Below are 26,216 nucleotides of genomic sequence, written 5' to 3'. Positions count from 1 at the left end.
GGATAGGCTGACTCACCGTGGCGTACACCGACCCCGGCCGCACCCGCCTCGCGGTGCTCGGCTCACCCATCGCGCACTCGCTCTCCCCCACGTTGCACGCAGCGGCCTACGACGTGCTCGGGGTGCCGTTCACGTACGGGAGGCACGAGGTCGCGTCCGGCGGTCTGGACGCGTTCGTCGCGGGGCTGGGTCCGGAATGGCGCGGGCTGAGCCTCACCATGCCGCTCAAGCGCGAGGTGCTGCCCATGCTCGACCGGACGACCCCGCTCGTCGACGAGCTCGGGGTCGCGAACACGATCGCGTTCCGGACCTCGGGCGACACCGTCCTGCGGTACGGCGCGAACACCGACGTCGAAGGGCTCGTGCGACCGGTCGAGGCGCTCGGGCACCTGCCCGGCGAGGCGACGATCCTGGGTGGCGGAGCGACCGCGACGAGCGCACTGACCGCGGCCGTCCGACTCGGGGCGACCCTGGTGCGGCTGTTCCTCCGCGACACCGCGAAGGCCGGCGCGCTCGTCGACCTGGCCGTCCGGCTCGGGGTCTCGCTCGAGGTGCTCCCCCTGTCCGAACTCCCGGGCACGCACCACGGGTTCGTCGTCTCGACCCTGCCCGGTGGCGCGGCCGACGACCTCGAGCTCGTGCCGTCCGGCCCGGACGCCGTGCTGTTCGACGTCGCGTACGAGCCGTGGCCGACCGCGGCGTCGACCCGGTGGGCGGCTGCCGGTGGCCGGGTGTTGAACGGCCTCGACATGCTTGCCGAGCAGGCGCTCGGGCAGATCCGTTTCTTCCTCACCGGCGACCAGGACGAGCTCCTGCCGGCCGAGGCCGACGTGCGCCGGGCGATGCGCGCCTCCGTGGGCCTGCCACCGACAATCGGCGACGAACGTCCGATCGGCGAGCGGCCGCTCAGCTGACCACGCCGTCCACGTAGTACCAGCGCCCGTTCTCGCGCACGAACTCGCTCGTCTCCTCGAGCGTTCCGCGCTCGCTGTCGGAACGCCACCATGCTCGGAACGCGACCGTGCCCCGGGAGTCGAACGGGCCTCCAGAGCGCGTCGAGACGATGTCCAACCGCGTCCAGCGCTGGTCCGCGTCCAGTTCGAGCGTGCCCGGCCGCGTCCGGGGGTGCCACGTGAGCAGCAGGTACTCGGGCAGGCCGAGCGCGAACGCGCTGAACCGTGACCGCATGAGCCGCTCGGCGGTCGGTGCCACGGCCCCGGCGTGCAGGGGTCCGCAGCACGCGCCGTAGGGGTTGCCGCTCAGGCAGGGGCAGCGCGACTCCTCGGTGACCACGCCGGAACGCTAGTCGACGATGGCCAGCGCGACCGTGATGTTGCCGCGGGTGGCGTTCGAGTAGGGGCAGATCTCGTGCGCGCGCTCGGCGAGCCGACGGCGCTGCTCCGGAGGAGCGGAGGGGGCGTACACGTCGAGCTCGACCGCGAGGCCGAAGCCGCCCTGCCCGTTACCGCCGATGCCGACCTCGGCCGAGACCTCCGCGTCGGTCGTGTCGACGTCGAGCTCCTTGCCGGCGGCGTGCAGCGCACCGAGGAAGCACGCGGCGTAGCCGGCGGCGAACAGCTGCTCCGGGTTCGTGCCCTCACCGCTGCCGCCCATCTCCTTCGGCGGTCGCGTGTCGAGGTCGAGGCGGTCGTCCTCGCTGCGCACGTGACCGTCACGGCCTCCGCCGGTGGCGTGGGCGGCTGCGGTGTAGACGATGTCGAGACTCATGGTCCGACCGCATCGTGCGTTCCTGTACGAGTGCTGGAACGCCCCGGAACAGCGGGCAGCAAGGCCGGGCGCCGGGCAGACCGTCGGGCGTGTCCGGGGTGGGTCGCAGCCCGCGCCGAGTAGAAGGAACCTCGTGTTCAAGCTCGGGTGGCAGGTGTTCCGGACGCGCTTCGACGACGCGATCGACCGTGGACGCTTCCGCCGCGCCGCCTGGATCTCGGCAGCCGCCGCGACCCTCGTGCTCATCGGTCTCGTCGTGCTGCAGGTCGTGTTCCGGTGGGCCGGCGACACCGCGGTCCGCCCCACCCTGGCCGTCGTCCTGGTTGCGGGCGCCGCAGGGCTCCTCGTCTTCGCCTGCTTCCCGAAGGCGACCTCCCCTGATCCGGCCGCGACCATCAACGGCCGGCCGGTGCGCCCTGACGAACGACTCGCCGCCCGGGAGCCGGTTCAGCCGTACTTCAGCGCCCGGCCGCGACCGGTCGAGAGCGTGGACCGGGAGGCGGTCCTGACCGACGTCCCCCTCGTCCAGCGCGCCCTGATCCGACGGATGACGCGGTTCGGTCCGCTCACGCTCGGCGTCGCACTGCTGGGGGTCACCGCGCTCATCGTGGGCGGGTGGCACTTCGTGTCGACGGCGTCGACGATCATGTACGTCTTCGCCCTGCCGGGCATGGTGCGCCTGCTCGGCAGGACCGAGCGGGCCCGGCTCGCTGCCCTCGCGGCCCCACCGCCTCCCGAGGACGCGGCCGCTCCCCGCGCGAGCCGGCGACGTGATCCCCTGGGGTCGAAGATCAGGCTGCCCGGGGAGTGAACCGGTGTCGGTGGCGACGGGCACACTGGGCTGCATGTGTGGAAGGTTCGTCGTCTCCGACACCACGGCCGATCTGCTGCCGGAACTCATCGGTGAACTCGCCGACCGGACCGAGCACGTCGACGAGGACACCGGCGTGGTCGGCACCGGCCTCGTGCCGAGCTGGAACGTGGCTCCGACGGACGAGGTGTTCGCGGTACGGCAGCGGCACGGGCAGCGGGAACTCCCCCGGATCAGCTGGGGCTTCGTGCCGTCCTGGTCGAAGGACTTCCAGAAGCAGCGCCCGAAGCCGATCAACGCTCGCATCGAGTCCGTGGCGACGAGCGGCATGTTCAAGCGCGCCTTCGCGACGAACCGGTGCATCGTGCCGGCGCAGGGGTACTACGAGTGGGTGGTGCGCGAGGACGGCAAGGAGCCGCACTTCGTCCACGAACCCGGCGGTGCCCTGGCGATGGCCGGTGTCGTGAGCGCCTGGCCCGACCCGACCAAGCCCGAGGGTGACCCGGACAAGTGGCGGCTGTCGCTCGCGATCATCACGCGGGACGCCCACGTCGCCCCGGGCGAGGTGCACGACCGGATGCCGGCGTTCCTGACGCCCGACGGCTACGACGACTGGCTCGACGGCGGCCTCGGCGCGGACGACCTGCTGGCGCTGCTCGACCGCGAGTCACTCACGGTCGCCGCGGGGCTGGAGCAGTACGAGGTGTCCCGTGCTGTGAACAGTGTGAAGAACGACGGACCCCAGCTCATCGAGCGGGTTGCGTAGGGCGGCGCCGCCGCCCCGAGGGACAGCCCGATGGACTGGAGGCCCGGATCACGTGAGCAGATCTGCTCACGTGATCGAGCCTCCAGTCCAGTGCGTGTCCCTACCCCTTGCGGAGCGGCCCGACCGGACCCTGCTCGTCGCGGAGGCGACGGGCGAGGAGCAGCAACGCGCCGGCAAGCATCAGCAGGAGTGCGCCGAAGCCGATCATGCCGACGGCCACGGTCGGCCCGGTGAAGGCCAGCTGGCCGACCTGCAGGGTCCCCTGCGGGGCCGGTGCTGCTGCAGTCGGAGCGCTCGGGTCGCTGGTCGGCGTCGTGGCAGCTGCTGCGGCCGCAGCGGTGACCAGGACCGCGTCGTGCGTGGAGAGCACGGTGCCCGAGGCCGAGACCGTCGCGACGCGGTACCAGTACGTCGTGCCGGCCGTGAGCCCGTCGAGCTCGCTGGTCGTCGACGGAGCGTGCACGGTGACGGTGCGGACGCCCTTCGACAGGCCCTGGTCGGTCGCGATCGTGGTCTGGTACGACACCGCTCCCTGGATCGCGGGCCACACGAGCTGCCCCGAGGTCCGCGACGGGGACTGCACGTGCGTCGGGTTCACGGTGTGGATCGCCGAGACCGTGGCCTCGGTGGTGGCGGACGACCCCTCGTAGGAGGCGTCGCCGCCCCAGGTCGCGCTGACCGTGACGGTGCCGGGCTCGATCACGTCGGTGGTGCACGAGCTGGTCGGCAGCGCGATCGTGCAGATCTCCGCGCCGTTGACGCTGAGCACGACGCTGCCCGTGGCGCCCTCCGGCAGACCGCCGATGGTCAGCTCGGTGGAGGAGCCCCACCGGTGCGATGCGCCGGCGGCGACCGTGAGTGCGGTCGGGGCCTTCGCGATGACGACCGTCACCGGGTCACCCGTCGAGCCGGCGTGGTCGGCGTCGCCGGGGTAGACCGGCGTCACCGTGTGCGACCCGACGGGCAGGTCGATGGGCGTGGCGCACGAGGTCGCGGGGAGCGTCACGGCGCAGACCGTGTCGCCGTCCTCGTCCTGGAACTCGACCGTACCCGTGGCGTCGGTCGGCAGGCCGCTGACCGGCAGGGTCACCGGGTCGCCGTACGTACCGCCGAGCGACGTTTCGGTCCCCGAGCCGTCGCCGACGGAGACCGAGGTCGCCGCCTTGGTGACCGTGAGGGTGGTCGTCTCCGCGGTGGTGTCGACCTCGTGGTCGGCGTCACCGGAGTACGTCGCGGTGAGCTCGTACTCGCCGGCGTGCAGGTCGACCGGCGTGGCGCAGGTCGTGGCCGGCAGGTTGAACGTGCAGACCTCGACTGTGGTGTCGCCCTGCTTCGCGGTGACCGTCACCGTGCCCTGGCCGTCCTCGGGCAGCCCGCCGACCGTGACGGTCGTGCTGGTGCCGTACGAGGTCGACGGAGCGGCGGTGCCGATGGCCAGCTGCGGCGTCGCCTTCGCGACGAACAGCCGGACCTCCGGCGCGGTGGCCGTCAGGTGGCTGTCGTCACCCGAGTAGACCGCGGTGATCGTGTAGGCACCGGTGCGCAGCTTCTTCGAGGTCGTGACCGGCGCTCCCGTGTCGGCAGCGTCACCCGTCCCGAGTTCGGTGGTCACACCGTTCGCGTCGACGGCCGTGTAGGTCACGGTGCCGGTGGCGCCCTTCGGGATCCCATCGACCTCGAGCGTCGCGGTGTCGCCGTGGGTGATCGTCGTCTCGGAGGTCTGGTCGACGGTCTCGGTCAACGCGACCGTGGCCTTCGCGACCGTGAGCGTGACGACGTCCGCCGTGGCGGGCTCGTGGTTCGCGTCACCCTCCCAGGTCGCGGTGATGTCCAGGTCGCCGACGGGCTGGTCGGTCGGGATCGCGAGCGTCGGCTTCGCCGCCGTCGCGGTGCCGATGATCGTGCCTGCCCCGTCCGTGAACGTGACGACCGAGTCGCCGTCGGCGTCCGCCGGCAGGCGCGTGGCCGTGACCGTCGCGCCGGTTCCGTACTCGACGGTGAGGGCCAGGTGCCCGTCGATGGCCGCGTCGATCGTGACCGTCGCCTTCGCGACCGTGACCGCCACGGCGTCGCTGGTGACCGACGCGTGGTTCGCGTCACCCGTCCACGTCGCGGTGACCTCGTGCGTGCCGGCTGCGAGGGGCTGCTCGGTGTCGCACGTCGCGGTGCCGTCCGAGATCGTGCCGGTGCACTGCAGGGTGCCGTCGGCGTCGCGGAACTCGACCGTGCCACGGGCGTCGGCGGGGAGCCCACCGGCGGTCAGCGTGATCGGCGCACCGTACGTCGGGTCGTCGTCCGACGCGGAGAGGGTGATCGGCGCGACGGCCTTCTCGATCGTCAGTGGGACGGCGCTCTTCGTGGTGTTCGGGGCGTTGTCGTCGTCGCCGCTGTAGGTCGCGGTGACGTCGTACGTGCCCGCGGGCAGCTGCTCGGGCGTGGTGCACGAGGTCGCCGGCAGGGTCACGATGCAGAACACCGCGGTGCCGTCGGCCGTCGTGATGGAGAAGTCCACGGTGCCGGTGGCGTCAGCGGGGATGCCGCTGACGTCGACGGGGACCGAGGTGCCGTACGAGGTCGTCGCGTGGTCGGAGGAGCCGTCGACGGTGCCGGCGAGGTCCGGCTTCGCCCGGGTCACGACGAGGTCGACGGTCGCCGCGGTCGCTGACTCGTACCGGTCGTCGCCCGACCAGACGGCCGTGATCGTGTAGTCACCCGCACCGAGCTTCTCGTCGGTGGTGACGGGAGCGCCCGACTTCGACGCGTCGCCCGTGCCGAGCTCGACCGACTTGCCGTTGCGGTCGACGCCCGTGTACGTCACGGTGCCGGTGGCGCCCTTCGGCAGACCGACCGTCGCGAGTGCCGCGGTCTGGCCGTGCGTGATGGTGTCCTGTGCGGAGTCGTCCACCGTCTGGGTGATCGTGAGCGTCGCCTTCGTCACGTGCAGCGTGACCGCGAGGGCCGTGCTGCCGGTGTGGTCAGCGTCGCCGGCCCACTTCGCCGTGAGGACGAGGTCGCCCACCGGCTGGTCCTTCGACGTCGTGTAGGTCGGGTCACCGGCGGTCGCCGTGGCGACCGTCTTCTCGCCCGCGTCGACGAAGGTCACGGCCGACGTCGGGTCGGCGTCGGACGGGAGGCCCGTGGCACGGAACGTCGCGGCGGTTCCGTAGGCAACGCTGGCGGTCCGGGCGTCCTGCACGGTCGCGCCGATCGCCGAGGTCGCCTTGGAGACCGTGACGGTCACCGGGGTGCTCGTGACGGCCTGGTGGTCCGAGTCGCCGTCCCAGCTGGCGGTGACGGCGTGCGTCCCGGTGCCGAGCGGGGTCGCCGGAGCGCAGGACGCGGTCTGGTTCACGATGGTCGCGGTGCACAGGACCGTCGTGCCGTCCGTGAAGGTCACCGTGCCCGAGGCGCCCGCGGGGAGTCCTCCGGTGGTGAAGGTGACGGTGTCGCCGTGGACCGGGGCCGCCGCGGACGCGCTCGCCGTGATCGGGGTCGTCGCCTTCTCGACGGTCAGCGTCGCTGCGGACGTCGAGGTGGACGCGGAGTGCGTGGCGTCACCCGAGTAGTAGACGGTGACGGCGTGCGAACCGGTGGCGAGGTCGGCGGGCGTCGAGAGCCCGGTGCCGACGGGTACCGTGTCCAGCTCCGTGCCGTCGATCGAGTACGTGACGGTGCCGGTGGCGTCAGACGGGAGGCCCGTGGTCGCGATGGGAGCGGACGACCCGTAGGTGCGCGTGGCGGTGGAGCCGCCGTCGACGGTCACCTCCGGCGCGGTGCTGATCTTCGTCACCTGGACGAGCGCGACGTTCTGCGATGTAGAGGCGGCGTTCGTCTCGTCACCCGCGTACGAGGCGGTGAAGGTGTGCCCGCCCGCGGGGAAGTTCGTGGGCGTCGTGCAGCCCGGGTTCTTCGCGGCCGAGGCCGGCACCGTGCAGAACGGGGACGTCTGGCCGGAGTCGTCCTTCTGGGTGATGGTCACGTTCCCCGTCGCCGTTGCGGGCAGGCCCGAGACGGTGACGGTGGACGTCTGGCCGTACTGGATCTGCGCCGGGCTCGCCTGGATGGTGAACGCGGTGGACTTGGCGGTGGCGGTGATCGTCTGGGAGCTCGCCGAACCCGCGTAGGTGGCGTCGCCGTTGTACGTCACGGTGACGGGGTGGTCACCCTTCGTGCTCACCGCGTCCGCGCAGGACGCGCTGCCGTTCGCCACGGGGACGTCGGCGCAGAGGACCGTAGTGCCCTCGCTGAACGTGACCGAGCCGGACGGGACCTTGTTGCCGGCGCCGTCGACGACGTTCGCGGTGATGGTGGTCGTGTCGCCCGCGGTGACCTGGGTGCTGCTGGCGCTCGCGGTGGTCGTGGTCGGGACCTTCTGCACGACGAGCGCGGCCGAGGCCGGAGCCGTCGTGAGCGCGTCGGTCGACGCGATGGTCGCGGTCGCGTTCACCGTGGTGCCGATCGCCGCCGTGCTGGTGTACGGGATGGCGAGGTCGGGCAGGGCGCTGCCCGCGGCGACGTTCAACGCGGCCGGGGTGGTGCAGACGACCTTCTGGCCAGTCGTCGTGCAGGAGTACGCGCCAGCGGTGAAGGTGCCGGCCTTCGGCGTCACGCCGTTCTCGAACGTGGTGCTGATCCGGACCTTGCCGAGCTCCGCGCCGCCGGCGGTCGTGGTCGTCGGGTGCACGGTGTAGGTGCCGGACGCGCCCTGCTGCGGCTTCGCGTCGGAGACGTCAGCGGTGCCGGCGAGGACCGGCGTGCGGCCGTTCGCCGAGGTCGCGGTGAACTGGTTGATCTCGTGGACGTCCGTCGACCCGCCGGTCGAGGCCACCCAGCCGTACGTCAGCTTGTAGGGCAGCCCGGTGGTCGGGTCGTACCAGTCGGACGAGGCGCCGTAGCTGTTGTCCGTGAGCTTCGGCAGCGCCCCGGTGATCATCTTCGTGGTCTGGTTCGTACCGAGGGGCTTGAAGATGAGCGCCCAGGACTTCGCGGGCACGGTCTGCTGCGTGAGCGCGCTCGAGAACCCGGACGACTGGATGTCCGAGGAGCCGGTGTTGACGACGATCTCGACGGGGACCTTCGCGGCTGCCCGGGTCGAGGTGGTCGTGCCGGCGCTGAGGTTGGAGTTCGTCAGGCCGGTCGCCGTGTTCGACGTGGTCGGCTGCAGGCAGTAGCCGCTCGTCCCGCTGCCGGGCCCGCGGACGACGACGCGCTCGCTCGAGGTGGTCGTGCACCCCGTCCCCTGGTAGTCGGTGGTGTGGAAGTTGCCGAAGGCGTCCAGCCCGAAGCCGAGGTAGCCGTTCGCCAGGCCATTCGTGTTCACCACGGTGCTGTTGTACTTCGAGGCCGAGTAACCGAGCGACCCGCCCTTCGCCCCGATCGCCGTCGGTACCTCCGGGGAGTACGGGTCGGTCGTCGCCAGGTAGAAGACGATGCCGTCCGCCTGGGATCCGCCGTACTGGTACGAGTTGAACGTGACGTCGAGGCCCTGGCCCGTGGGGATGGCGCCCGTCGCGCCGATGCCACCCTCCTGGTCGCCCTTCGCGCCGGTCAGGCGCAGCGCTCCACTGCCCGCCGCGTCCGTCGCCGTGGTGGCGCAGCCGGGGATCGTGGTCCCGCTCGCCGTCCCCGTGCCGGACGCCGCCGTGAGGCACGCGGAGTTCGTCATCACCATCGCGCCGTTGTTCGGCACGGCCGGGGCCTGCACGCCGCTGACCGTCGCCTTCGTGAACGTCTCGGCTGCGTAGCCGGAGACGTTGTTCGCGTCGATCGCGTTCGCCGCGCCCGTGGTGATGCCGACGGACACCCCGCCGAGGACGAGGGCCGCGCCGAGGACGGCGAGACGGCGGGCGAGTTTCGGGCGCGCTCGGTGACGAGCGCTCGCGGATGCGAACACGAAGAAGGGTCCTGTCGGGTCAGGGCAGCGGCAATGAGGCCCCGGACGTGCTGTCGCGACGAGGCATTCTCACGCTAGTGGCAGGGCGCGTTCGAGACCGACCAGGACGAAGCCCCATTCCGGGGTACAGGCTTGTCCGCCCAACGCCCCGCAGAGCGATCTGTCATGCAGTCGGGGCACGGTAACGTCAGCCGGATGACTCCTCCGGCACGGATCACGCTGGCGCGGGGCGTGCTGACCGTCGGGCTCGCCGTCGTGATCGCCCTGGCGTCACTGCCCTGGGGAGCGAGCGCGGCGGTGGACGCGTTCCGCGCCGTCGTGACGGTGCTCCGCGGAGCCGGACACGGCCTCCTCTCCGTCGAGGATGGATTCGTCAGCGCGATGGCTGTGACGGCGGTGACCGCCCTGCTGCCCGCGCTCGTCGCCGCAGCCGTCCCGACATCCGGGCGCCGCGCCACGGGCTGGGCCGCCGTCGGCACCGCGGTACTGGCGGGTGTGGCCGCCCTGCGGAGCCCGACCCCCGGGACGACCTGGGTCGCGATCACGATGGCATCGGCGGTCGGCCTCCTGCTCGGATGGCTGGCGCTCGGCGTGCGGCGCTCACGGACGGCCCCGGCCACTCCCGTGACGCGTCGGGTCGCCACGTGGGTGCTCGTCGTCTACGGCGTCGGTGTGCTGCTCGTGGGGTTCACCGGTTCTCCCGTCGACGCGGGCGTGCACCCGGGGATCGTCGGTGCGCTCGACGTGGCACACCGCCTGGGTGTGCCGGCCTGGTTCGGGTACGGCGCGCTCGAGTTCACGGCGAACGTCGTCTTCTTCCTGCCGCTGGGGCTGCTCGTGGTGCTGCGTCTCGGCGCTCGACGGTGGTGGGTCGGCGCGCTCGCGGGTTTCGTCGTGAGCTGCGCGATCGAGACCGGGCAGGCACTGTTCCTGCCGACGCGGTTCGCGTCGTTCGACGACGTGCTGGCGAACACGAGTGGGGCCGTGATCGGCGCGTTCATCGGCGTCGTGGCGCTCGGGTGGGCTGCGCGACACCGCAGCCGCTGAGGGATCACGCAGGGGTGTTGCGGGTCACCGCAGGACCATGTTGAGGAACTTTCGCTCCGGCGGCCCCGCTCCGTAGCGTGCGAAACATGACCCAGTCCCGCACCACGATCGACGTGTACCCGACCCGCGTTCGCTCGTCGTACTCGTACGACCCGGACCTCTACGCCGCGCCCCGGCCGTTCCGCCGAGCCCAGGCGTATCCGTGGTGGATCTGGGTAGTCGGCCCACTGCTCACCGTCGGCGTCGTCTTCGTGATGCTGCAGGTCGCCTGACGACGTCCGTCACGGGCCGAAGGCGCCCCGGAGCGAAGCACGCTCCGAGCACGACGAAGCCCCCGGAGCCGATGGCTCCGGGGGCTTCCGTCAGTGCGTGATGACTCAGACGGTCTCGCGCTGGCGACGGACCGAACCGCGGACCAGCAGCAGGCCACCACCGAGGACGACAGCGCCGCCGGCCACCCAGAGAGCGAGCGCGGAGACGGTCGAACCGGTGAAGGCGAGGGTGCCGTCCGTGCCGGAGCCGTTGGCGGTCGAGACCGCGGTGGCGTCAGCCGGCGCGACGGTGAAGGACGCGTAGCCCACGACACCCGAGGTCGCACCGGTGGCGGTGAGGCTGTAGGTGCCCGAGGCGCCCTGCGGGAAGGTGACGGTCACGGCGAGCGAGCCGTCCGACGAGGCGGTGTAGGCCTTCGAGACGGTCGTGGTCGGCAGCGCGCCGAGCGTGACCGCACCGGCACCCGTCACCTGGACGTTGACGGTCTCGTTGTCCTGGAACGCGCCCTCGCTGAAGTTCACGACAGCGGTGCCGCCGGCGGTGAAGCTGCCGGAGACGGAGACGTTCGAGTCGGGCGTGTAACCGGCGGCGTTGGCAGCGGCCGGCGTCGCGAGCAGCGCGGCGCCAGCCAGCACGATCGCAGCGATGAGCTTCTTCATGGAGTGGTTCCCCTACTGATCTGATCCTTCAGACCCTGACGTCCAGAGTCCGCTTCTTCGCCTCATCCCCTCCCCCGGCCTGGTCATAGCGGGCGCGATTGACGAAGTTCACTCAATCTATCGGAACTTCTCAGCCTGTTGCCATGCTCAACGCAACAATCCGGTGAACTTCGGAGTGCGAGTGCGCGGAACGGATGGCCGGAACCAGGTGCTCACTGCCCAACGGGCGCACTCCGGAGCTCGGGAACCCCTGGCCAGACGGGGTGAGCATGCAGGATGGCAGCAAGCCGGACACCCTGCGGCTCACCTGTCACCGCAGCAAGGTCTGAACCAACTGCGCCTCGTTCTGGGGGCCTGCCAGCCGCGTTTTCTGGAGGAACACGATCGCGGCTCGCGCTCTGGCATGGCTCGGTGTCGTATGGTTCGCCGCCCATCGGCACCCCGCGGCTGGTCAAAACCGGGGGCCAGCTGCCGTCAGCCTGCGTGTGTCGGGTTGGAGCACTCGAACGAGAGCGGCTCTGTCTCGGCCTGATCGACGCCGGGCGTCGACATCGCCTGTACTGCGGCCTTGGCGTACTTCGCCTGGCCGAGGAACACCACACGGAACGTCACGCTCTGCCCCGGAGCGAGCATCGTCTGGAGCTGCGCGACGGGATGCCCACCATCGGTCGCGGTCTGCAGCGCGGCCTCCTTGCCGTCCTGGGTCGCACCGAGGTAGATCGCGTTCTCCGGCGCGTACACGGCGATGAGCGTCTTGATCTTGCCCGGCTCCGTGCCGAAGGCGCCGCCTCCGGTGACGTACTCGGGCAGGCTGGTCGCGGCGTCGGCCGGGGCGCTGTTCTTCAAGGTCACCTCGACGACGGACGTCGGTCTGCCGTCCTTGCGGCAGACGGAGCTGCCGACGGACACGGTCTTGTCGAGGTAGTAGTCCATCTTGGAGCCGGTGCCGTCGTTGAGGTACACGCCGAACTGCCGCGCCGCCTTCGAGACGGTCGGGAGCTCGCCCGCCACCGCCGTGCCACTGATCCGGCTCTGCTCACCCTTCGTCGCGCTCCACAGGCGCAGCCGCCCCTCGTCGGAGCCCAGGGCGAGCGCGGCGATGAACTTCTTCGTGTCGAAACCGCCGGTGGAGACCTTCTCGAAGACCGAGCTCGCCGCCGCTGCGAAGAACGCGTCCTGCATCGTCGGGTCCGGATACTTCGCGTAGACGTCGCTGAGCAGCAGCTTCACCGCGTTGTCGGACGTCAGGGTGTCGCCGGTCGGCAGCTGGACCGGTCCGGTCGCTTTCAGGATGTAGCTGAGCGTCACCGGGTCCATCGCGAGCACGCCGTCGACCTGCTGACCGAACTTCTGCTTCCACATCGCCTGTGCCAGCTTCGCTGACACGTCGAACCGCGGCGTGAGCGTGACGTCCTGCATGTACTCGCCGGTGATCTTGCCGTACAGCCCGGTCGTGTCGGCCGAAAGCGGCAGGACCGGCTGGTCGTACGGCCCGAAGGATGAGCCAGCGGCTTGGTTCTGCAGGGCAAGGGACCCGTCATGGGCCTGGAGGAGCGCCACAGATCCAGGGATACCCCCGCCTGCGCGCAACTCGGCGTTGTTCTGGAACAACAGCAGGTAGTTCCGGTCACCGTCGTGACCGAGCATGGCCGGTGCCAGCTGCACGATGCGGTTCGCCCCGTCAGCCTGGGCCGACGCCGTCTGCAACGCGTTCCGCAGTTCCGCGACGGCGGTAGTGACCGGCGAGAGCGTCCTGTTCGTGTCGATCGCATCGGCATCGCGATCCGCCTTCGTGAGCGTTCTCGTCGCCTTTGCGACCGCCGGCTGCGCGTCCTCGATCGGCTGCAGGTCGATCTTGCCGTTCTTCGGGGCGAAGGAGTCCGAGTCCAACTTCCCGACGACCCCTGCGACGGGGCTCACCGCGTTGCGTGCGACGTCGTCGACGACCACGGATACCTGGCGCACTGCGCGCAGGTTGGCCCCGAAGAATGGCGTGTACTGCGCCGCGCCCCAGACCGGATCGCCCGTCAACGCCCTGGCCGCGCCCGCTTCGTCTTCCAGCCGCTTAGCCGTGTTCTTCGCTGCGGCAGAGTCACCATCGGTCAGCTGCGCCCGCAGCGTGTCCACGTCACCGACAGCACGTTCGAGGTGTCCCCTCGCAAGCAACGCGCGCACCCCCACCCATGCGACGGCGAGGATCAGGATCAGGACGAGGGCAAGGACGATCCACAAGACGAGCCGAGGACGAGCCCCCCGGCGTGCTGCAGTGCGTCGCGACTCGGGCAGGTCGGACATGAGGCAATCCTATGGTTCCTCATGTCCGATCGCCCTTACTGGCGGATGGTGTCCGCGTGTTCGCGATACCAGTCGATGGTGCTCCGCAGGCCCTCTTCGAGGCCGATCTGCGACGTCCACCCCTCGCCTGCCAGCTTCGACACGTCGAGCAGCTTCTGCGGTGTCCCGTCCGGCTTCGTGGTGTCCCAGACCGTCTCGCCCTCGAACCCGACGATCTTCGCAATGGTCTCGGCGATCTCCTTGATGGTCACGTCCGAACCGGTGCCGACGTTGACTTGCTCCGGCCCGTCGTAGTGCTCCATCAGGTGGAAGACCGCCGCGGCCATGTCGTCGACGTGCAAGAACTCCCGGCGGGGGCTTCCGGTTCCCCAGTTCTCCACCCGCTCCGCGCCGGACTGCACCGCCTCGTCGTACCGGCGGATGAGTGCGGGCAGCACGTGCGAACCCGTCGGCGAGAAGTTGTCGCCGGGGCCGTAGAGGTTCGTTGGCATCGCAGAGATCCACGGGCGTCCGAACTGGCGACGAACGGCCTGCACCTGGAGGATGCCGGCGATCTTCGCGATCGCGTACGCGTCGTTCGTCGGTTCGAGGTGGCCCGTGAGCAGAGCGTCCTCGTGAATCGGTTGCTCGGCCAGCTTCGGGTAGATGCACGACGAGCCGAGGAAAACGAGACGCTCGACCCCGTGCTCGACGGCAGCGTCCATCACGTTGACCTGGATCTGCAGGTTCTCGCTGAGGAAGTCGTGCGGGTAGGTGTTGTTCGCCATGATGCCGCCGACCTTCGCGGCGGCGAGCACGACGTGCTTGGGCTTCTGCTCGGCGAAGAACTCGAACACCGCGGCACGATTCTTCAGGTCCAGCTCGGACGAGGTCCGCCCCACGATGTCCTCGAAGCCCTCGGATTCAAGCTTTCGCCACACGGCAGAGCCGACGAGTCCTCGGTGGCCAGCAACGTAGACCCGCTCGGCCCGATCGATCGGACCCGGAGTGAAATCGGTCGTGGTCATCAGGAACCCCAGCTCTCGAGACGGACGGTGTCGATCCAGGGGCGCCCTTCGTGCTCGAGCGCCTCGATGTCAGCGTCGACCATGATCCGCGCGAGTTCTGCTGTATCGACAGTTGCTTCCCAGCCGAGCTTCTCCTTGGCCTTCGAAGCATCACCCACGAGGGCATCCACCTCGCTCGGCCGCAGGTAGCGCTCATCGAACCGGACGTGGTCTTCCCAGTTCAGGCCCGCGTGCGAGAACGCAGTCGACAGAAAGTCCTTGACGGTGAAGTCGCCGCCGGTCGCCAGGACGAAGTCGTCCGGCTCGTCGGCCTGCAGCATCCGCCACATGCCCTCGACGTATTCGGCCGCGTAACCCCAGTCGCGCACGGAGTCGAGGTTGCCGAGGTAGACGTGGTCTTCAAGGCCGGCCTTGATGCGCGCAACGGCACGGGTGATCTTGCGCGTCACGAAAGTCTCACCCCGCCGCGGCGACTCGTGGTTGAACAGGATGCCGTTCACCGCGAACATCCCGTAGGCCTCACGGTAGTTCCGGGTCACCCAGTAGCTGTAGACCTTCGCTGCCCCGTACGGAGACCTCGGCCAGAACGGCGTCTCCTCGTTCTGGGGCGGCGGCGTCGCACCGAACATCTCTGAGGACGACGCCTGGTAGAAGCGCGTGTGGATGCCCGACATGCGGACGGCCTCAAGCATGCGCATCGAGCCGACACCCGTGACGTCCCCGGTGTGCTCAGGCTCGTCGAACGACACACGCACGTGCGACTGCGCCGCCAGGTTGTAGACCTCGTCCGGCTTCAGCTCGCCGAGCAGACTGACGAGCCGCGCACCGTCGCCGAGGTCCCCGTAGTGCAGGAAGAGCTTGGCATCCGGGTTGTGCGGATCGACGTACAGGTGGTCGATCCGTGAGGTGTTGAAGGTCGAAGCTCGGCGGATCAGCCCGTGGACCTCGTAGCCCTTGCGAAGAAGCAACTCGGCCAGGTATGACCCATCTTGTCCCGTGATGCCCGTTATGAGCGCGCGCTTGGTCAATCAGTCCCCGATTCTGTGGTGGAGGAGGGACCTCGGCCGGTGGCCAAACCCCTCAGCAGCTGAGTAAATCTATCGAATGAAGAGCGAGCGGTGAGACGCGTCGACCGGAACTGGCTACCGCTTGCTCCCATGGCACGCGCTGCAATCGGGTTCTGCGCCAACGCCAGCGCAGCGTCCACCAAGGCCTGGGGATCCCCTGCGGGAACAACAGGCCCAGCGGCAGCGAGTAGTACTTCGCTCTCCGTCACGCTTCCCGAGTCCGTCGCGGCAATAACCGGGAGACCTGTGCTGAAGTAGGACGTCAGCTTGCTCGGGACCGCCATACCACCCACTCCGCTGCGTTCGTTGACCAGCAGCGCGTCAGCTGAGGCCAGTGCCTTCCGGAACTCACCGTCGGGGAGAGACCCAATCATTGTTAGCGACGGTACCTCTGCTGCAAGCACCGAGAGGTGCTCACGCTGGTTTCCGTCCCCGAGCAAGACGAACCGCAGGCTACTGCCGCTCGCCGTGGCCAGTCTGGCTGCCTCCACGACGTTCTCAAGTCCCTGCTTCACACCCATGTTCCCCGCGTGCAAGACGATGAAATCCGTTTCGGCCCAACCGAGCTCAGCTCGAGCAGTAGATCGATCCACCGGTTCTGCCTCTTCCAAGTGCGACCAGTTGCGCACGACCATGACCTTCTCCGGCGCCACTCCGAGCTCCTCAACTACCGTGGCGCGGAACCGGTCGTGAATGACAATCACGGCGTCGGCGCTCCGCAAGCACCACCGCTCGAGCGCGCCGATGGCGCGTTCGGCAATTCCCACTCTCCCTTCGCCGAGCTCACGCAGCCCAAGCGTATATAAGTCCTGTACCCAAACGGCGGTGGGACGCCGCGTGAGCAGGCGCACCTTCAAGAGACCAATTGCGCTCGAGATCAACGCTGGCGACACCAGCACGACAACGTCCGGCTTACCGAAACGAGCAAAAACAGAGGAAAGGCCAAATGATATTTCAGAGAGTGCTCGCCATAGACCGTCCGGTCTCTTGGGCAAGAGGTGCCTTCGACGAACAACCCTCACGCCAGACTCAAAGGACTCCCGCCAGAGTGGCGGCTTCGGCGACGAGAAACGCCATTGCGGGTAGTGCGGGAATCCCGTGATTGCCCTCACCTCCATGCCCCGCTTAGCAAGCTCCTCGGCGAGGCCTGTCGTATAAGGTGCTATCCCAGTACTTTCAGGCGCGAAGTTAAGCCCAAGGATGAGTACCCGATTCCTGTAGCTCGTGCTCGATACGCTCATCTGAGTTCAGTCCCTTCAACTAGCAATGCGGACTCGGCGTGCGACGCAATAACAAATAGGGAAACCTAAAAGCAACCTACTCATCAATCACCACCCCGACCGACACCCGTACGCCTCAGTTTGAGGTCGAGGACGATTGTCTTACCCGCATATAGGGCCCCCACCGCTGCGGCTGCTCCAGCTGCACCCCACAGCAGCGAAGCAACGATCAGTGCGGCGACAACACCCACAGCGAACACGACGCCGTTCACCGCTACAAATCGCGCCTGACCACGACTCTGAAGCAGTGAACCGAACGGAGAAGATGCCGCAACCCACGGCAACCCAATCAATAGCAAGAGCAGGGGCAACGCCGCCCCGGCGTATTGATCGCCAAGAATCAAGTCTGCGAACCAGATCACGAGAGGAGACAGCGCGGCTAAGACGATAGAGAGGCCCACGGTGGCTAGAAGGAGCCGGTTGCCCATCGCGCGTACAGCTTTCCCGGTTGCTCGAGCAGCGTGGGGCATAATCACCGTGGTCAGTGTTTGCGGAATGAGATACGCAGGGCTAGTGACCCGACTGGCAGCAGCGTACAAGCCGGCCGCGTGCGGAGAAGCGATCGACGCGATGATAGCGGTGTCTAAAAGTCGCACGCCCGCGGTAAGATTGCTAAAGAAGTAAGGGAGCGTTTCGCGGGCAACGATCCGGACAGTTGTGGAACGCGACCCGGCATATGCGTCCGGAGAGCCCAATAGGGAGATTGCAACATATATGAGAGAAACGATCGCCGAGAAAAGGTAACCAACTGAGAACGTCCAAGCGGCATCGAAAGCGATGACGCTCCCCGCCACGACGCACATGAGAACCACGACGCGTCGCCCAAGCAGCGCGAGATTTGCTGTGATATTCCTACCGTCCGCGATCAGCACCGAGGACGCCGTGTCGACAGCCTTTTCCACCATAAAGCCGGCCAGCAACGGCAATGGCCACCAGGGCCAACCACCATTCAGCGCACCCACGATTACCACCGAAATGAGCAGCGCACCACCTATCGCGGCGCTCCACCGATTGAGGAGGAGTCCGGCCCGCACCGCTGCCTCGTCGCGGATCGCGCGTGCTCGAGCAATATAGGTGGTAAGTCCGAGATCACCAATCAACGACGCGATCGTACCGACCGAGATGACGATTCCAACCAGCCCGAATTGCGTGACTGATAAAGACCGAGCGACCAAGATCATCGAGATCGCCTGCACTACACTGGCAAGTCCTCGGCCAAATAGGACCGAGACAAATTGTGACTTCAACTGAGCGCCTTCACTCAATCAGCATCTTCAGCAGCCGCCTTAGAGACGCTCCATAGTTCAATACTTCCATGCTCGCCGTAATTCCCCTGTCGCTCATTCCTAGGCGCATTTCGTCGTCGTCTAAGAGTGCTTGTCCAGCGCTGACGAACCAATCCTCCAAAGCGACCTCGTCGGTCGTAACATGACCAGGCGCAACTAGTCCAAAATGACCCTTCTCTACGTACTCCGACGCTCCGGTTCTCGGATCAGCAAGCACCGGGACGCCCATCGCAGCCATTTCTGACACCACGGCGCCGAAGTTGTCGGCCCTGCTTGGAAAAAGGAAGAATGAGGCACTCGCTATACAGTGACAATAAATAGCAAAATCCGCCGCGCGCTCAAGGTCCAACTCACCTACGAAGGTCACCAAAGGATGCGCGGCGACCGCTGGTGGACACCTACCGATCACCGTAAGCCCCATCTTGAAACCGCGCGAATTCAGTACTTCGACCACCCGGAGCGCCAGCGGCCCTCCCTTTCGCACCCAATCCAGACCGATGAATAATGCGTTGCCCGGGTCTCTCCGCGCGCGCTGACGAGCCTCTCGAGCAGCGGCAATCGCAGCTTGACTCACGTTTTGCCCGAACGGGAGGACCTCCACCCTGGAACGAGGTGCGAGTTCGTTCGCAGCCGAGCACCCAGCAGATGTGGGGAAGGCAGCAATCGTGCAGTTCGACAGTAGACGCGCCTCAAGCGCGCACTGCTGACGGATCAGTCGGCGCGACCCCGCAAACAACACCGGATATTCCGGCTGTCCAATCATAAGATTGAACGGGGCATCCGCCCAGCTCGCAGACGGAACCGACAACGGTTCCAAGAAGCTCAGCGTGGTTGTGGATATAACCACGTCGGGACGGATTTCATTAATCTTCCTCGCCTGTATTGAAGAATAGGCACGCAGAAGGCGGAGATCCCGATCGGGAAGCCGTCTTGTTGTGCTACCCACATTCAGCACGCGGCCGTAGCCGCGCGCGATCACGGAGGGAGCCGGCAAAGAGATTGGGACGACCTCCGCAACCTGCTCTGCGGCGCGGTACACGGCTCGCGGCCGACCAGATTGGAAGCCGCTCTCGAAATTGCCGATTCCCACCAAAGCAACCCTAGGCTTTACCGACCGCAACTGCCGCTCCTTCCGGCCTCACTACAGGAGCAAATAGGTCGCTACGAGCGGATGCTCGCACGCGTGCCGCAAGCGGGCCTGGCTGACCCGGCGTTGATCGGTTCGTACTAAGAGACCCCTGACGTGCCCCGCCGCCGTATACCCGACTTAATTCATAGAGCGCCATTGCCAGCGTTATCGCTGCCAGTATTCGCGAAGACCCACCAAACGGGCTGAAAAGGATGTTCCACGCCTGGAGAGTAAACAGCATCCCCGGGAACACCCACCCGTTTTCGCCATAGTTCCGCACTACGGCAAACAGCGCCGCTACCGTAAGGAACAACACAAACAGCCAGAACAGTCCCCCTAATAGGCCTGACGTGACCCACGCGTCCATCAGGAACGAGTGAGTCGGAATCTGACCATTCGCATGGCCGAAGTCGCTCAATTGGCCAAGCCCCAACGCCTGCAGTGAGCGCTGAGCGGTAGTTTGAATAAGCAGAGGTAGGGGTTTACTCGCGCCGTAGCCCGCGAATGGGTGCTCAAGCACCGCCGGAACTGAGTAAAAGCCTTCATTCCGTCCGCCGAGAAGCATGGTCCATACAGCTCCGCCGCCCTGCAGCTGTAGCCGCAGCGCGGCGCTAGGCCCTAGGACCCCTTCCTGAGCGAGCCGACTGTAAACGCGGGCGACTATCGCCCCAATCAGAATCAGCCCGCCCGATGCAGCAACGGCGAACGTCGCACGGGCGGGGAACGAATGAAGCTTTGGTTTAAACACCACACGGACAAAATCAATCGCTAACACGAAAGTCACGATTAAGGCGAGGGACCGGTAGTCGAAGGCGACATTCAAGACAACTGCGCCCAACATGCTCAACCACCTCACGGCAGCGCCGCGCGATCTTGAAGCGAGAAGGACCAAGAGCAGGGTAGCCGGAAGTCCGTACCCAAACTTCCAGCGCGACTCCGCGAAGAGTTCGGCAGGCTGGACGGACGCCGCAACGAGCGACCCGAGCAGATAGGCGCTAAATAGCCAGCGATAATGGGATCGAGTCACACCAACGATGCGGATACAGAGAACAACCGCGGGCAGAAATAGAATCGCGGCTATTCCTGGACGCCAATCCACTGAAGCAGATTCGTGAACATAGGAGGATATCGAGAAGGCTACCGCCCAAATGAGACCCAAGAATAGTACGGTCTTTCCACGCCAGCCAGGATGGTAGCCGCGCGACGCGATCACCAGGAAGACGACGGCTAACGAGATCACCTCGACGAGATACAACTGCCCGCCTACGGGGACGAAGAAGGCAGCTGACACACCGACAGCGGCCGCGCCGACGTATGACCCCGATCTAGCCCCGACTCCTTCGCTAATCACAATCCGCCCCATCTGCGCAGAAGACTTGACGCTATTTCATTAATGTTCAATTCCGGGCTACTAGCCTGCTTGAGCGCTGCACGCGAGTAAGTTCCGATTTCCCGCCTAACGTTCACGATTGCCGCCGCGAGACCAGATGCAGATCCATCGAACGTGGCGATGGATTTCTCCACAGTTTGGTATTCAGTGAGCCCAGTACCCTCGGTGACGACGGTTGCGCTTCCTGCTGCCATCGCCTCTAACGCCGCAAGCCCAAAGGGCTCGTCTTCACTGCAGAGAACAAAAATGTCTGTCTGTCTCATGAGTTTCAGCAGCTGCGAATGCTCCAATGCGCCGCCATAGGAAAGACAACCAGCGGACGATTCAGACTCAATTGAACGGAGTACAAGCTTTAGATCACCTTCGTCCGGTCCGACTACCATGAATCGCCAATCATCGCCGGAAGTGCCGCGAATCAAGTCGGCAGCGGCCTCCAAGAAGACACCGACTCGTTTGCGCGGATGGAGCCGCGCCGCAAAGAGTACGCGCACCGGCAGGCCACTTGACGGATGTCGAACGCTCGGGCGGTCAATACATGCCACACCGTTACCAAGCCGGTGCAACTGTGACGCCCGCGCCCCGAGATTCTGAAGTGCCGCCGCCTCCGCCGAGTTGAGAAAGTATACTTCCTTCGCCCGAGCCAGCACCAATCTTGTCACGAATTTGTCGAAGAGACGGCGAAAAGACGAGGTTGACGGCGCGAGCATACCGTGAGGTTGAACCGTATACGACAAACGAAGCAGGGCCAACACCAATGCTATAGGCATCGTAACCGTGTCGCGAGCCAAATGGACATGGTGATGCGAAACACTTCGGATCGTCAGAATAGCCGTAAGCACGAACCGTGGGGCGAAGAGTAGTGCAAAGTTGGTGCTCAACATCCGAGTCGGAAAAGTCCGCAGACCGTCGATAACGCGCGCCTTTGGTCCGACCCACCCCGTCCACAACTCCACTGCAGCGCCCGCACCGAGCTGCGCCTCAAACTGGCTCCTCGCTACAGTTGAAGGCCCGCCGTAGCGGTTGTCTAGGCTGCTCAACGCGAGTACGTGCCTAATCATTGGAATCGCCTCGCTCCGAACTTACGGCCGAGATATAGCCGATAAGCCTCGAAAAGTAACGACCAGAAAGATCAGCTTTGACGACGGTTCCGCGTGACCCCAGTACGAGGCCAGACTGGTCCATCCGATCCACAGTCGTACCCATGCCAACGACGGTACGGTCCGGGACCACGGCGCCTGGGACAATTGAGCAGTTCGACCCGATTAGGCAATAGTCACCGACGGAGATGGGCCGTGCGCGCTGTTCCGCGGTACCCCAGGCAATCCCATGAGTGATAAAAGTTGTCCTTACCCCCGCGATCGTCGAGTACTTACCGATCACTACTCCGCCGCTAGCGTCGATATAATGCCGAGACGTCAATGCCGATTCTCTACCGAGCGAAAGCGTCGCACTGCCTACGCCTGTCGAAAGCTCTGGCGCGGCCGAGATCCAGTTCCACTGGCCAACCGACGAGTTCGACCCCATTTCCACCCTTTTCAAGTTGCGAAGTACATTGAACGGGCCGATCGTCACCCCGGCGTCAAGACGCATTTCTCGAATACCACTGAGAATGATCGGCGCTACACGTGCATACTTCGACACGTCAATCCCTCTGTGAAGAGAGAGCAACCGATTCTTGACTCTCGATGACGGAAGGGCTCCAACCAATAGAAGTGTGAGCCTCATCGCTCCACGTACCCCCTCACGGAGAGCAGCCGAGTTCTTGCCTGCCGGTATATATCTGATCCGCGAACCCGAGTCGACGCTACAAGCACTGAGTGAATGAAGACCCCAAGCACTGCCTCGAGCCCGCGCCAAATGCCGCTCGCGTGAGCTTTCCTGATCCGCATTGCCTCTTTCACGAAGCGCCAAGGATGCTCGGAAGTTTTCGTCCCGGGGACTATGCGCAGCGCACCCAGCACGCCATCGACTGTGACCGTTCGTGTCTCAACATCGTCCCACAAGCGGACGTAAAGGTCGTAGTCCATGCAATAGTGAAACTGAGCCCTAAACGCACCGATGCGGCGCAGGTGATCCGCTCGGATGAAAAGTGATCCACTGAAAGGCATCGACAGGCCCCGAAGGAGACTGTGGACGGTCGGCTGGTGGGCCTTCCGGCGCTGAATCTCCGACCCTCGATCATCGATCGTTGCCCAGCCTCCAACAATCACATTGGCGTCGGGATTTCTTAGGATTGCTTCACGAATTCGCGCTAACGAAGCCTCGTACAGAACATCGTCGGCATTAAGCCATCCAACCCAGTCTGCGTCAGTACGAGCGAGCGCTTTGTTGAGGGCGTCGGCTTGTCCCCCATCCGCCTCGATCGCAACCTGCACCCGCTCGTCTGCTCGCGCGTATACCTCCCGTGACCCGTCGGATGAGCCAGCATCCTGCACAATGATTCGGTCCACAACCGTCAACTGTGCAACGGCAGAATTGAGCGCAGCTTCAAGGTAACTGCCGGGGTTGTAAGCTGGCATAAGCAAGGCAATGTTCATTGCGTACCGCTTCTCTCGGGCCTCAGTCATCTCGGTTCCCAGCTCGTTCAATGTCGAACCGAGGCCCCCTCTGTGCAAGAGGGTTGCCGCCCCAAATAGTGGCTTCCGGAATAGGTTCACGTCGGACGACCGACATCGGCATGATTACTGCGGATCGGGGAATGGTTGACCCCCCTAATATCAGAGACCGGGTCGAGACCCATGCGCCATCGTGTATTTCAACTGGCGACGTGATAAGCGCCATGTCTCTACGCAGCGCGTGACTACCCGTCGTGATCATCGTTTCCTGAGATATCACGCAGTCGGACCCGATGCAAACGAAGTCTTGATTGTGGATCCACACCCCCTCCCCAATCCAACTGTTGTTTCCAATGCTGAGCCGCCACGGAGCTTTTATCCGCACGCTCGGGCGAATTGTAACCCCGCGGCCGACCTTGCCACCGAAAAGGCGGATGGCCGAGCAACGGATCCGGGAACTTACCTGCCAAGGGTTCCGTACGACTGCCAGTTCCACCATCGACCATATGAGTGCACGAGTGACCGACCCTTCCCACACCGACCCACCACCTGGCGCCTCAGCGAGAGGAATGACGCGAGCTCGTTCGGGAACGACCATTAGTATGCTCCTTCGGTTTGAGTCACAGCTCGCAACGTTCTCCAGCAGATAATAAAATCTCCTAGCATTGACCAGTTCTCCACGTAGAACAGGTCCAGCCTCACTGAGTCCTCCCACGACAGGTCAGAACGCCCGCTGACCTGCCACAGCCCGGTCATTCCGGGCTTGACCAGGAAGCGACGGTGGACATGGGTGTCGTACTGCGCGACCTCACGCGCGAGCGGCGGACGGGGGCCGACGAGGGACATGCTGCCGAGCAGCACGTTGAACAGCTGCGGCACCTCGTCGAGGCTGTAGCGGCGCATGAAGGCACCGACCTTGGTGACGCGTGGGTCGTTGCGCATCTTGAAGAGGACGTCGTTGCCCTCAGCACGGTCGAGCTGGCTGAGCTCCTGCAGGCGGGCTTCGGCGTCCACGACCATCGAGCGGAACTTCAGCATGTGGAACGAGTTGCCGTTCAAGCCGACGCGCTCCTGGCGGAAGAAGACCGGGCCCGGTGACGTGGTCTTCACCAGTACGGAGAGGACCAGCAGCACGGGCGACAGCACGATGATGAGCAGGCTGGACCCGATCAGGTCGAAGATCCGCTTCGTGTAGAGCTTGCGGCCCGAGTAGGTCGGGGTCTCGACGTGGATGAGCGGAAGGCCCTGGACCGGGCGGGTGTGGATGCGGGGGCCACCGATGTCGGTGAGGCTCGGCGCCACGACCAGGTGCTGACGCCCAGGTTCGAGCGACCAGCTCAGCTCCCGGACGCGGTTGGGCGGCAGGTCGTCGGAACTCGTGATGACCACGGTGTCCGCGCCGGTCTCGTCGAGCGCTGCGGTCAGGTCGTCGAAACCGCCGTAGCTCTCCACCGCCGAGCCCGGCAGACGCCCCCGGTGCGCGGTCGACACCGCAGCTCCCACGACCTGGTAGCCGGCCTCGGGCGACCGCGCGAGTTCGCGGGCGAGGTGCAGGACGCTCGGTACCGACCCGACGAGCAGGACCTTGGCGGAGTAGGCGCCTTGCTTGCGCTGGGCCACGAGCCACTGCCGCCACATCCAGCGGGAGAGCAGCAGGACCAGGATGCCGATCGGGAAAGCGATGAGCACGTAGCCGCGCGCGAGATCAACGTGCAGCAAGAACGCTGCGATCGCCAGCAGCCCGAAAACGCGCACGCTCGAGTCCGCGACGAGGCGGTACTCCGTGCTCCCGACACCGATCACACGGTCGCCCCGGGTGTCGTAGAGGGCCAGCGCCCCCATCCACACCAGGATGACCACGACCGAAATGGCGAAGTAGCTGAGCCGTACGTCCGCGGTGTTCGTGGCGAGGTTCGACTCCAGGCCGAGCCATGCGATCTGCACGCCGAACACGACCCAGACCAAGGCGAGCAGGTCGGTGAACAGCACCCGATGCGAGTACGAGCGGCTCCAGTCCTGGGCAGAGCCCATGGCCGGCGTCGTGCGGGTGGAGGCGGCCGTCATGCTCGCCGCCACGTCACCATGTGGCGCCACCGTCCGCTGACACCTTCACGTCGTCGCCGGCCCACAACCACAGGTCGTCCCCAGCCCGGGCGATCGAGACGTTGGTGACATCGTCCAGGCCGTCTGCGCATCCGATGATGTCCGTCTGCGTGGCAGCGGTCACGCCGATCGCCGGCATCTTCTCGATCTGCACGCCGGCGCACCGAGAGGCTCCGACACGTGCCAACACGTAGTGGTCGCCGTCGACGGCGAGCGAGCGGACGCCTCCGAGCGGGACGTCGACCCACGAGGCGGAGCCGGCCCGCCACTCAAGCTGGCCGTCACAGATCACGACCGTGGTGCGCTCACCCTGGAACGCCTCGATCGGGTCCGCGCACGGCGGTTGGATGGTGCTCGACGCCAGGACGACGCCCTCGGCGTCGATCCCGGCGCCGGCGGCGCCGTCATCGGCCGGTGACCACGACGCACCACCGTCGGTGGTGGTGTGCAGGGTGGTTGCGCAGTCCGGGCCGGTCCCCACCATGATCGACAGGGCCGTACTGGAGGCACGGATCGCCATCACGGAACCGACATCCGTTCCGAGCGTGGTCGGGACCCACGTTGCCCCGCCGTCCACGGTGTGCTCCAGCACCGGCCGCTCACCGCCACACGTCCCACCGGAAGCGCGCCATGCCTCCAGGCTGCTCACTGCCGACAGGAGACGGCGACCCGATGCGGTTGCTGATGCGGGGTCGGCGCTGGCCGACGGCGCCGCTGAGGGCGACTCGCTCGACGACGGGGTTTCGGTCGTGTCAGGGGTACTGGTGAAGGTGGGGATCGGACCGGCTGACCCGTGCTGCTGCGGATCCGTCCGGCCGAGCGCGAGAGCGACCAGCACGACGTCGATGACGACCAGGGCTACGACTGCGACGGCGACCCAGATCAGGGTCGTACGAGGTAGCGCGCGGCCGAGGTTTCGGGTTCCTC

The 26,216-nt window shown here is 66.3% G+C and carries 21 protein-coding genes; 5 read left to right on the top strand and 16 right to left on the bottom strand.

The genetic code is table 11. The features are described from left to right. Window positions 1–17: 17 nt before the first annotated feature. Window positions 18–914 carry a shikimate dehydrogenase family protein gene (locus tag HP507_RS12230; RefSeq protein ID WP_175352069.1) on the top strand — a complete coding sequence of 299 codons (897 nt, stop codon included), beginning with the start codon at window positions 18–20 and terminating at the stop codon, window positions 912–914. Here HP507_RS12230 and HP507_RS12225 read toward each other — a convergent pair. After that, window positions 907–1,293: a YchJ family protein gene (locus tag HP507_RS12225; RefSeq protein WP_175352068.1), complete on the bottom strand. Its 387-nt coding sequence runs from the start codon at window positions 1,291–1,293 to the stop codon at window positions 907–909. The genes HP507_RS12230 and HP507_RS12225 overlap by 8 nt on opposite strands. Before the next feature lie 9 nt (window positions 1,294–1,302). Continuing rightward, window positions 1,303–1,728: an organic hydroperoxide resistance protein gene (locus tag HP507_RS12220; protein ID WP_175352067.1), complete on the bottom strand. Its 426-nt coding sequence runs from the start codon at window positions 1,726–1,728 to the stop codon at window positions 1,303–1,305. Here HP507_RS12220 and HP507_RS12215 point away from each other — a divergent pair. Together HP507_RS12215 and HP507_RS12210 are read left to right on the top strand one after the other, a co-directional pair. Further along, window positions 1,727–2,539, top strand: a complete 813-nt coding sequence (locus HP507_RS12215) for a hypothetical protein (protein WP_175352066.1) — start codon at window positions 1,727–1,729, stop codon at window positions 2,537–2,539. The two genes, HP507_RS12220 and HP507_RS12215, sit on opposite strands and share 2 nt — an antisense overlap. Window positions 2,540–2,573: 34 nt before the next feature. Further along, window positions 2,574–3,305: an SOS response-associated peptidase gene (locus tag HP507_RS12210; RefSeq protein ID WP_175352065.1), complete on the top strand. Its 732-nt coding sequence runs from the start codon at window positions 2,574–2,576 to the stop codon at window positions 3,303–3,305. Window positions 3,306–3,405: 100 nt separating this feature from the next. On the opposite strand, the gene HP507_RS12205 is transcribed toward HP507_RS12210, so the two are convergent. Then, the gene (locus tag HP507_RS12205; protein WP_175352064.1) at window positions 3,406–9,198 is read right to left on the bottom strand and encodes an Ig-like domain repeat protein; all 5,793 of its coding nucleotides are present in this window, start codon (window positions 9,196–9,198) and stop codon (window positions 3,406–3,408) included. Between the two features lie 195 nt (window positions 9,199–9,393). On the opposite strand from HP507_RS12205, the gene HP507_RS12200 reads away from it, so the two are divergent. Both HP507_RS12200 and HP507_RS12195 read left to right on the top strand, forming a co-directional pair. Continuing rightward, a complete protein-coding gene (locus HP507_RS12200) occupies window positions 9,394–10,245 on the top strand; it encodes a VanZ family protein (protein ID WP_175352063.1) in 852 nt (283 codons plus the stop codon). Between the two features lie 86 nt (window positions 10,246–10,331). Next, on the top strand, window positions 10,332–10,517 hold the full coding sequence (locus tag HP507_RS12195; protein WP_175352062.1) for a hypothetical protein: 186 nt from the start codon (window positions 10,332–10,334) through the stop codon (window positions 10,515–10,517). A gap of 105 nt (window positions 10,518–10,622) precedes the next feature. Here the strand turns inward: HP507_RS12195 and HP507_RS12190 are convergent, their stop codons facing one another. The 13 genes from HP507_RS12190 to HP507_RS12130 form a co-directional block, all read right to left on the bottom strand. Next, entirely contained in the window at window positions 10,623–11,177 is a 555-nt protein-coding gene (locus HP507_RS12190; protein WP_175352061.1) for a hypothetical protein, read from the bottom strand. Window positions 11,178–11,651: 474 nt separating this feature from the next. Then, the gene (locus HP507_RS12185; RefSeq protein ID WP_175352060.1) at window positions 11,652–13,472 is read right to left on the bottom strand and encodes a DUF4012 domain-containing protein; all 1,821 of its coding nucleotides are present in this window, start codon (window positions 13,470–13,472) and stop codon (window positions 11,652–11,654) included. Between the two features lie 35 nt (window positions 13,473–13,507). Continuing rightward, on the bottom strand, window positions 13,508–14,479 hold the full coding sequence (locus HP507_RS12180; RefSeq protein ID WP_175352059.1) for a GDP-L-fucose synthase family protein: 972 nt from the start codon (window positions 14,477–14,479) through the stop codon (window positions 13,508–13,510). After that, entirely contained in the window at window positions 14,479–15,507 is a 1,029-nt protein-coding gene (gmd, locus tag HP507_RS12175) for a GDP-mannose 4,6-dehydratase (RefSeq protein WP_175352058.1), read from the bottom strand. Before gmd ends, HP507_RS12180 begins: the two co-directional genes overlap by 1 nt. After that, window positions 15,504–16,787 carry a glycosyltransferase family 4 protein gene (locus HP507_RS12170; RefSeq protein ID WP_175352057.1) on the bottom strand — a complete coding sequence of 428 codons (1,284 nt, stop codon included), beginning with the start codon at window positions 16,785–16,787 and terminating at the stop codon, window positions 15,504–15,506. The genes gmd and HP507_RS12170 overlap by 4 nt, the downstream gene beginning before the upstream one ends. An 83-nt stretch (window positions 16,788–16,870) precedes the next feature. After that, the gene (locus HP507_RS12165; RefSeq protein ID WP_271207305.1) at window positions 16,871–18,073 is read right to left on the bottom strand and encodes an oligosaccharide flippase family protein; all 1,203 of its coding nucleotides are present in this window, start codon (window positions 18,071–18,073) and stop codon (window positions 16,871–16,873) included. Window positions 18,074–18,083: 10 nt separating this feature from the next. After that, a complete protein-coding gene (locus HP507_RS12160; protein WP_175352055.1) occupies window positions 18,084–19,202 on the bottom strand; it encodes a glycosyltransferase family 4 protein in 1,119 nt (372 codons plus the stop codon). A gap of 10 nt (window positions 19,203–19,212) precedes the next feature. Next, complete coding sequence (locus HP507_RS12155) at window positions 19,213–20,496, bottom strand: hypothetical protein (protein ID WP_175352054.1); 1,284 nt, start codon at window positions 20,494–20,496, stop codon at window positions 19,213–19,215. Window positions 20,497–20,588: 92 nt separating this feature from the next. After that, window positions 20,589–21,689: a glycosyltransferase gene (locus HP507_RS12150; protein WP_254701088.1), complete on the bottom strand. Its 1,101-nt coding sequence runs from the start codon at window positions 21,687–21,689 to the stop codon at window positions 20,589–20,591. Next, a complete protein-coding gene (locus HP507_RS18560) occupies window positions 21,682–22,155 on the bottom strand; it encodes an acyltransferase (protein ID WP_376985096.1) in 474 nt (157 codons plus the stop codon). Before HP507_RS18560 ends, HP507_RS12150 begins: the two co-directional genes overlap by 8 nt. 197 nt (window positions 22,156–22,352) lie before the next feature. Beyond that, window positions 22,353–23,219 (bottom strand): glycosyltransferase, encoded by an 867-nt coding sequence (locus tag HP507_RS12140; protein WP_175352051.1) that lies wholly within the window; start codon window positions 23,217–23,219, stop codon window positions 22,353–22,355. A gap of 564 nt (window positions 23,220–23,783) precedes the next feature. After that, complete coding sequence (locus tag HP507_RS12135) at window positions 23,784–25,250, bottom strand: sugar transferase (protein ID WP_175352050.1); 1,467 nt, start codon at window positions 25,248–25,250, stop codon at window positions 23,784–23,786. A gap of 13 nt (window positions 25,251–25,263) precedes the next feature. Continuing rightward, window positions 25,264–25,938, bottom strand: a complete 675-nt coding sequence (locus HP507_RS12130; RefSeq protein WP_217508758.1) for a WD40/YVTN/BNR-like repeat-containing protein — start codon at window positions 25,936–25,938, stop codon at window positions 25,264–25,266. Window positions 25,939–26,216: the final 278 nt, after the last annotated feature.

This window comes from Curtobacterium pusillum (assembly GCF_013359865.1).
Lineage (GTDB): Bacteria > Actinomycetota > Actinomycetes > Actinomycetales > Microbacteriaceae > Curtobacterium > Curtobacterium pusillum.
The sequence above is the reverse complement of the archived record's forward strand: the minus strand, read 5'-3'. Positions and strand labels throughout refer to the sequence as shown.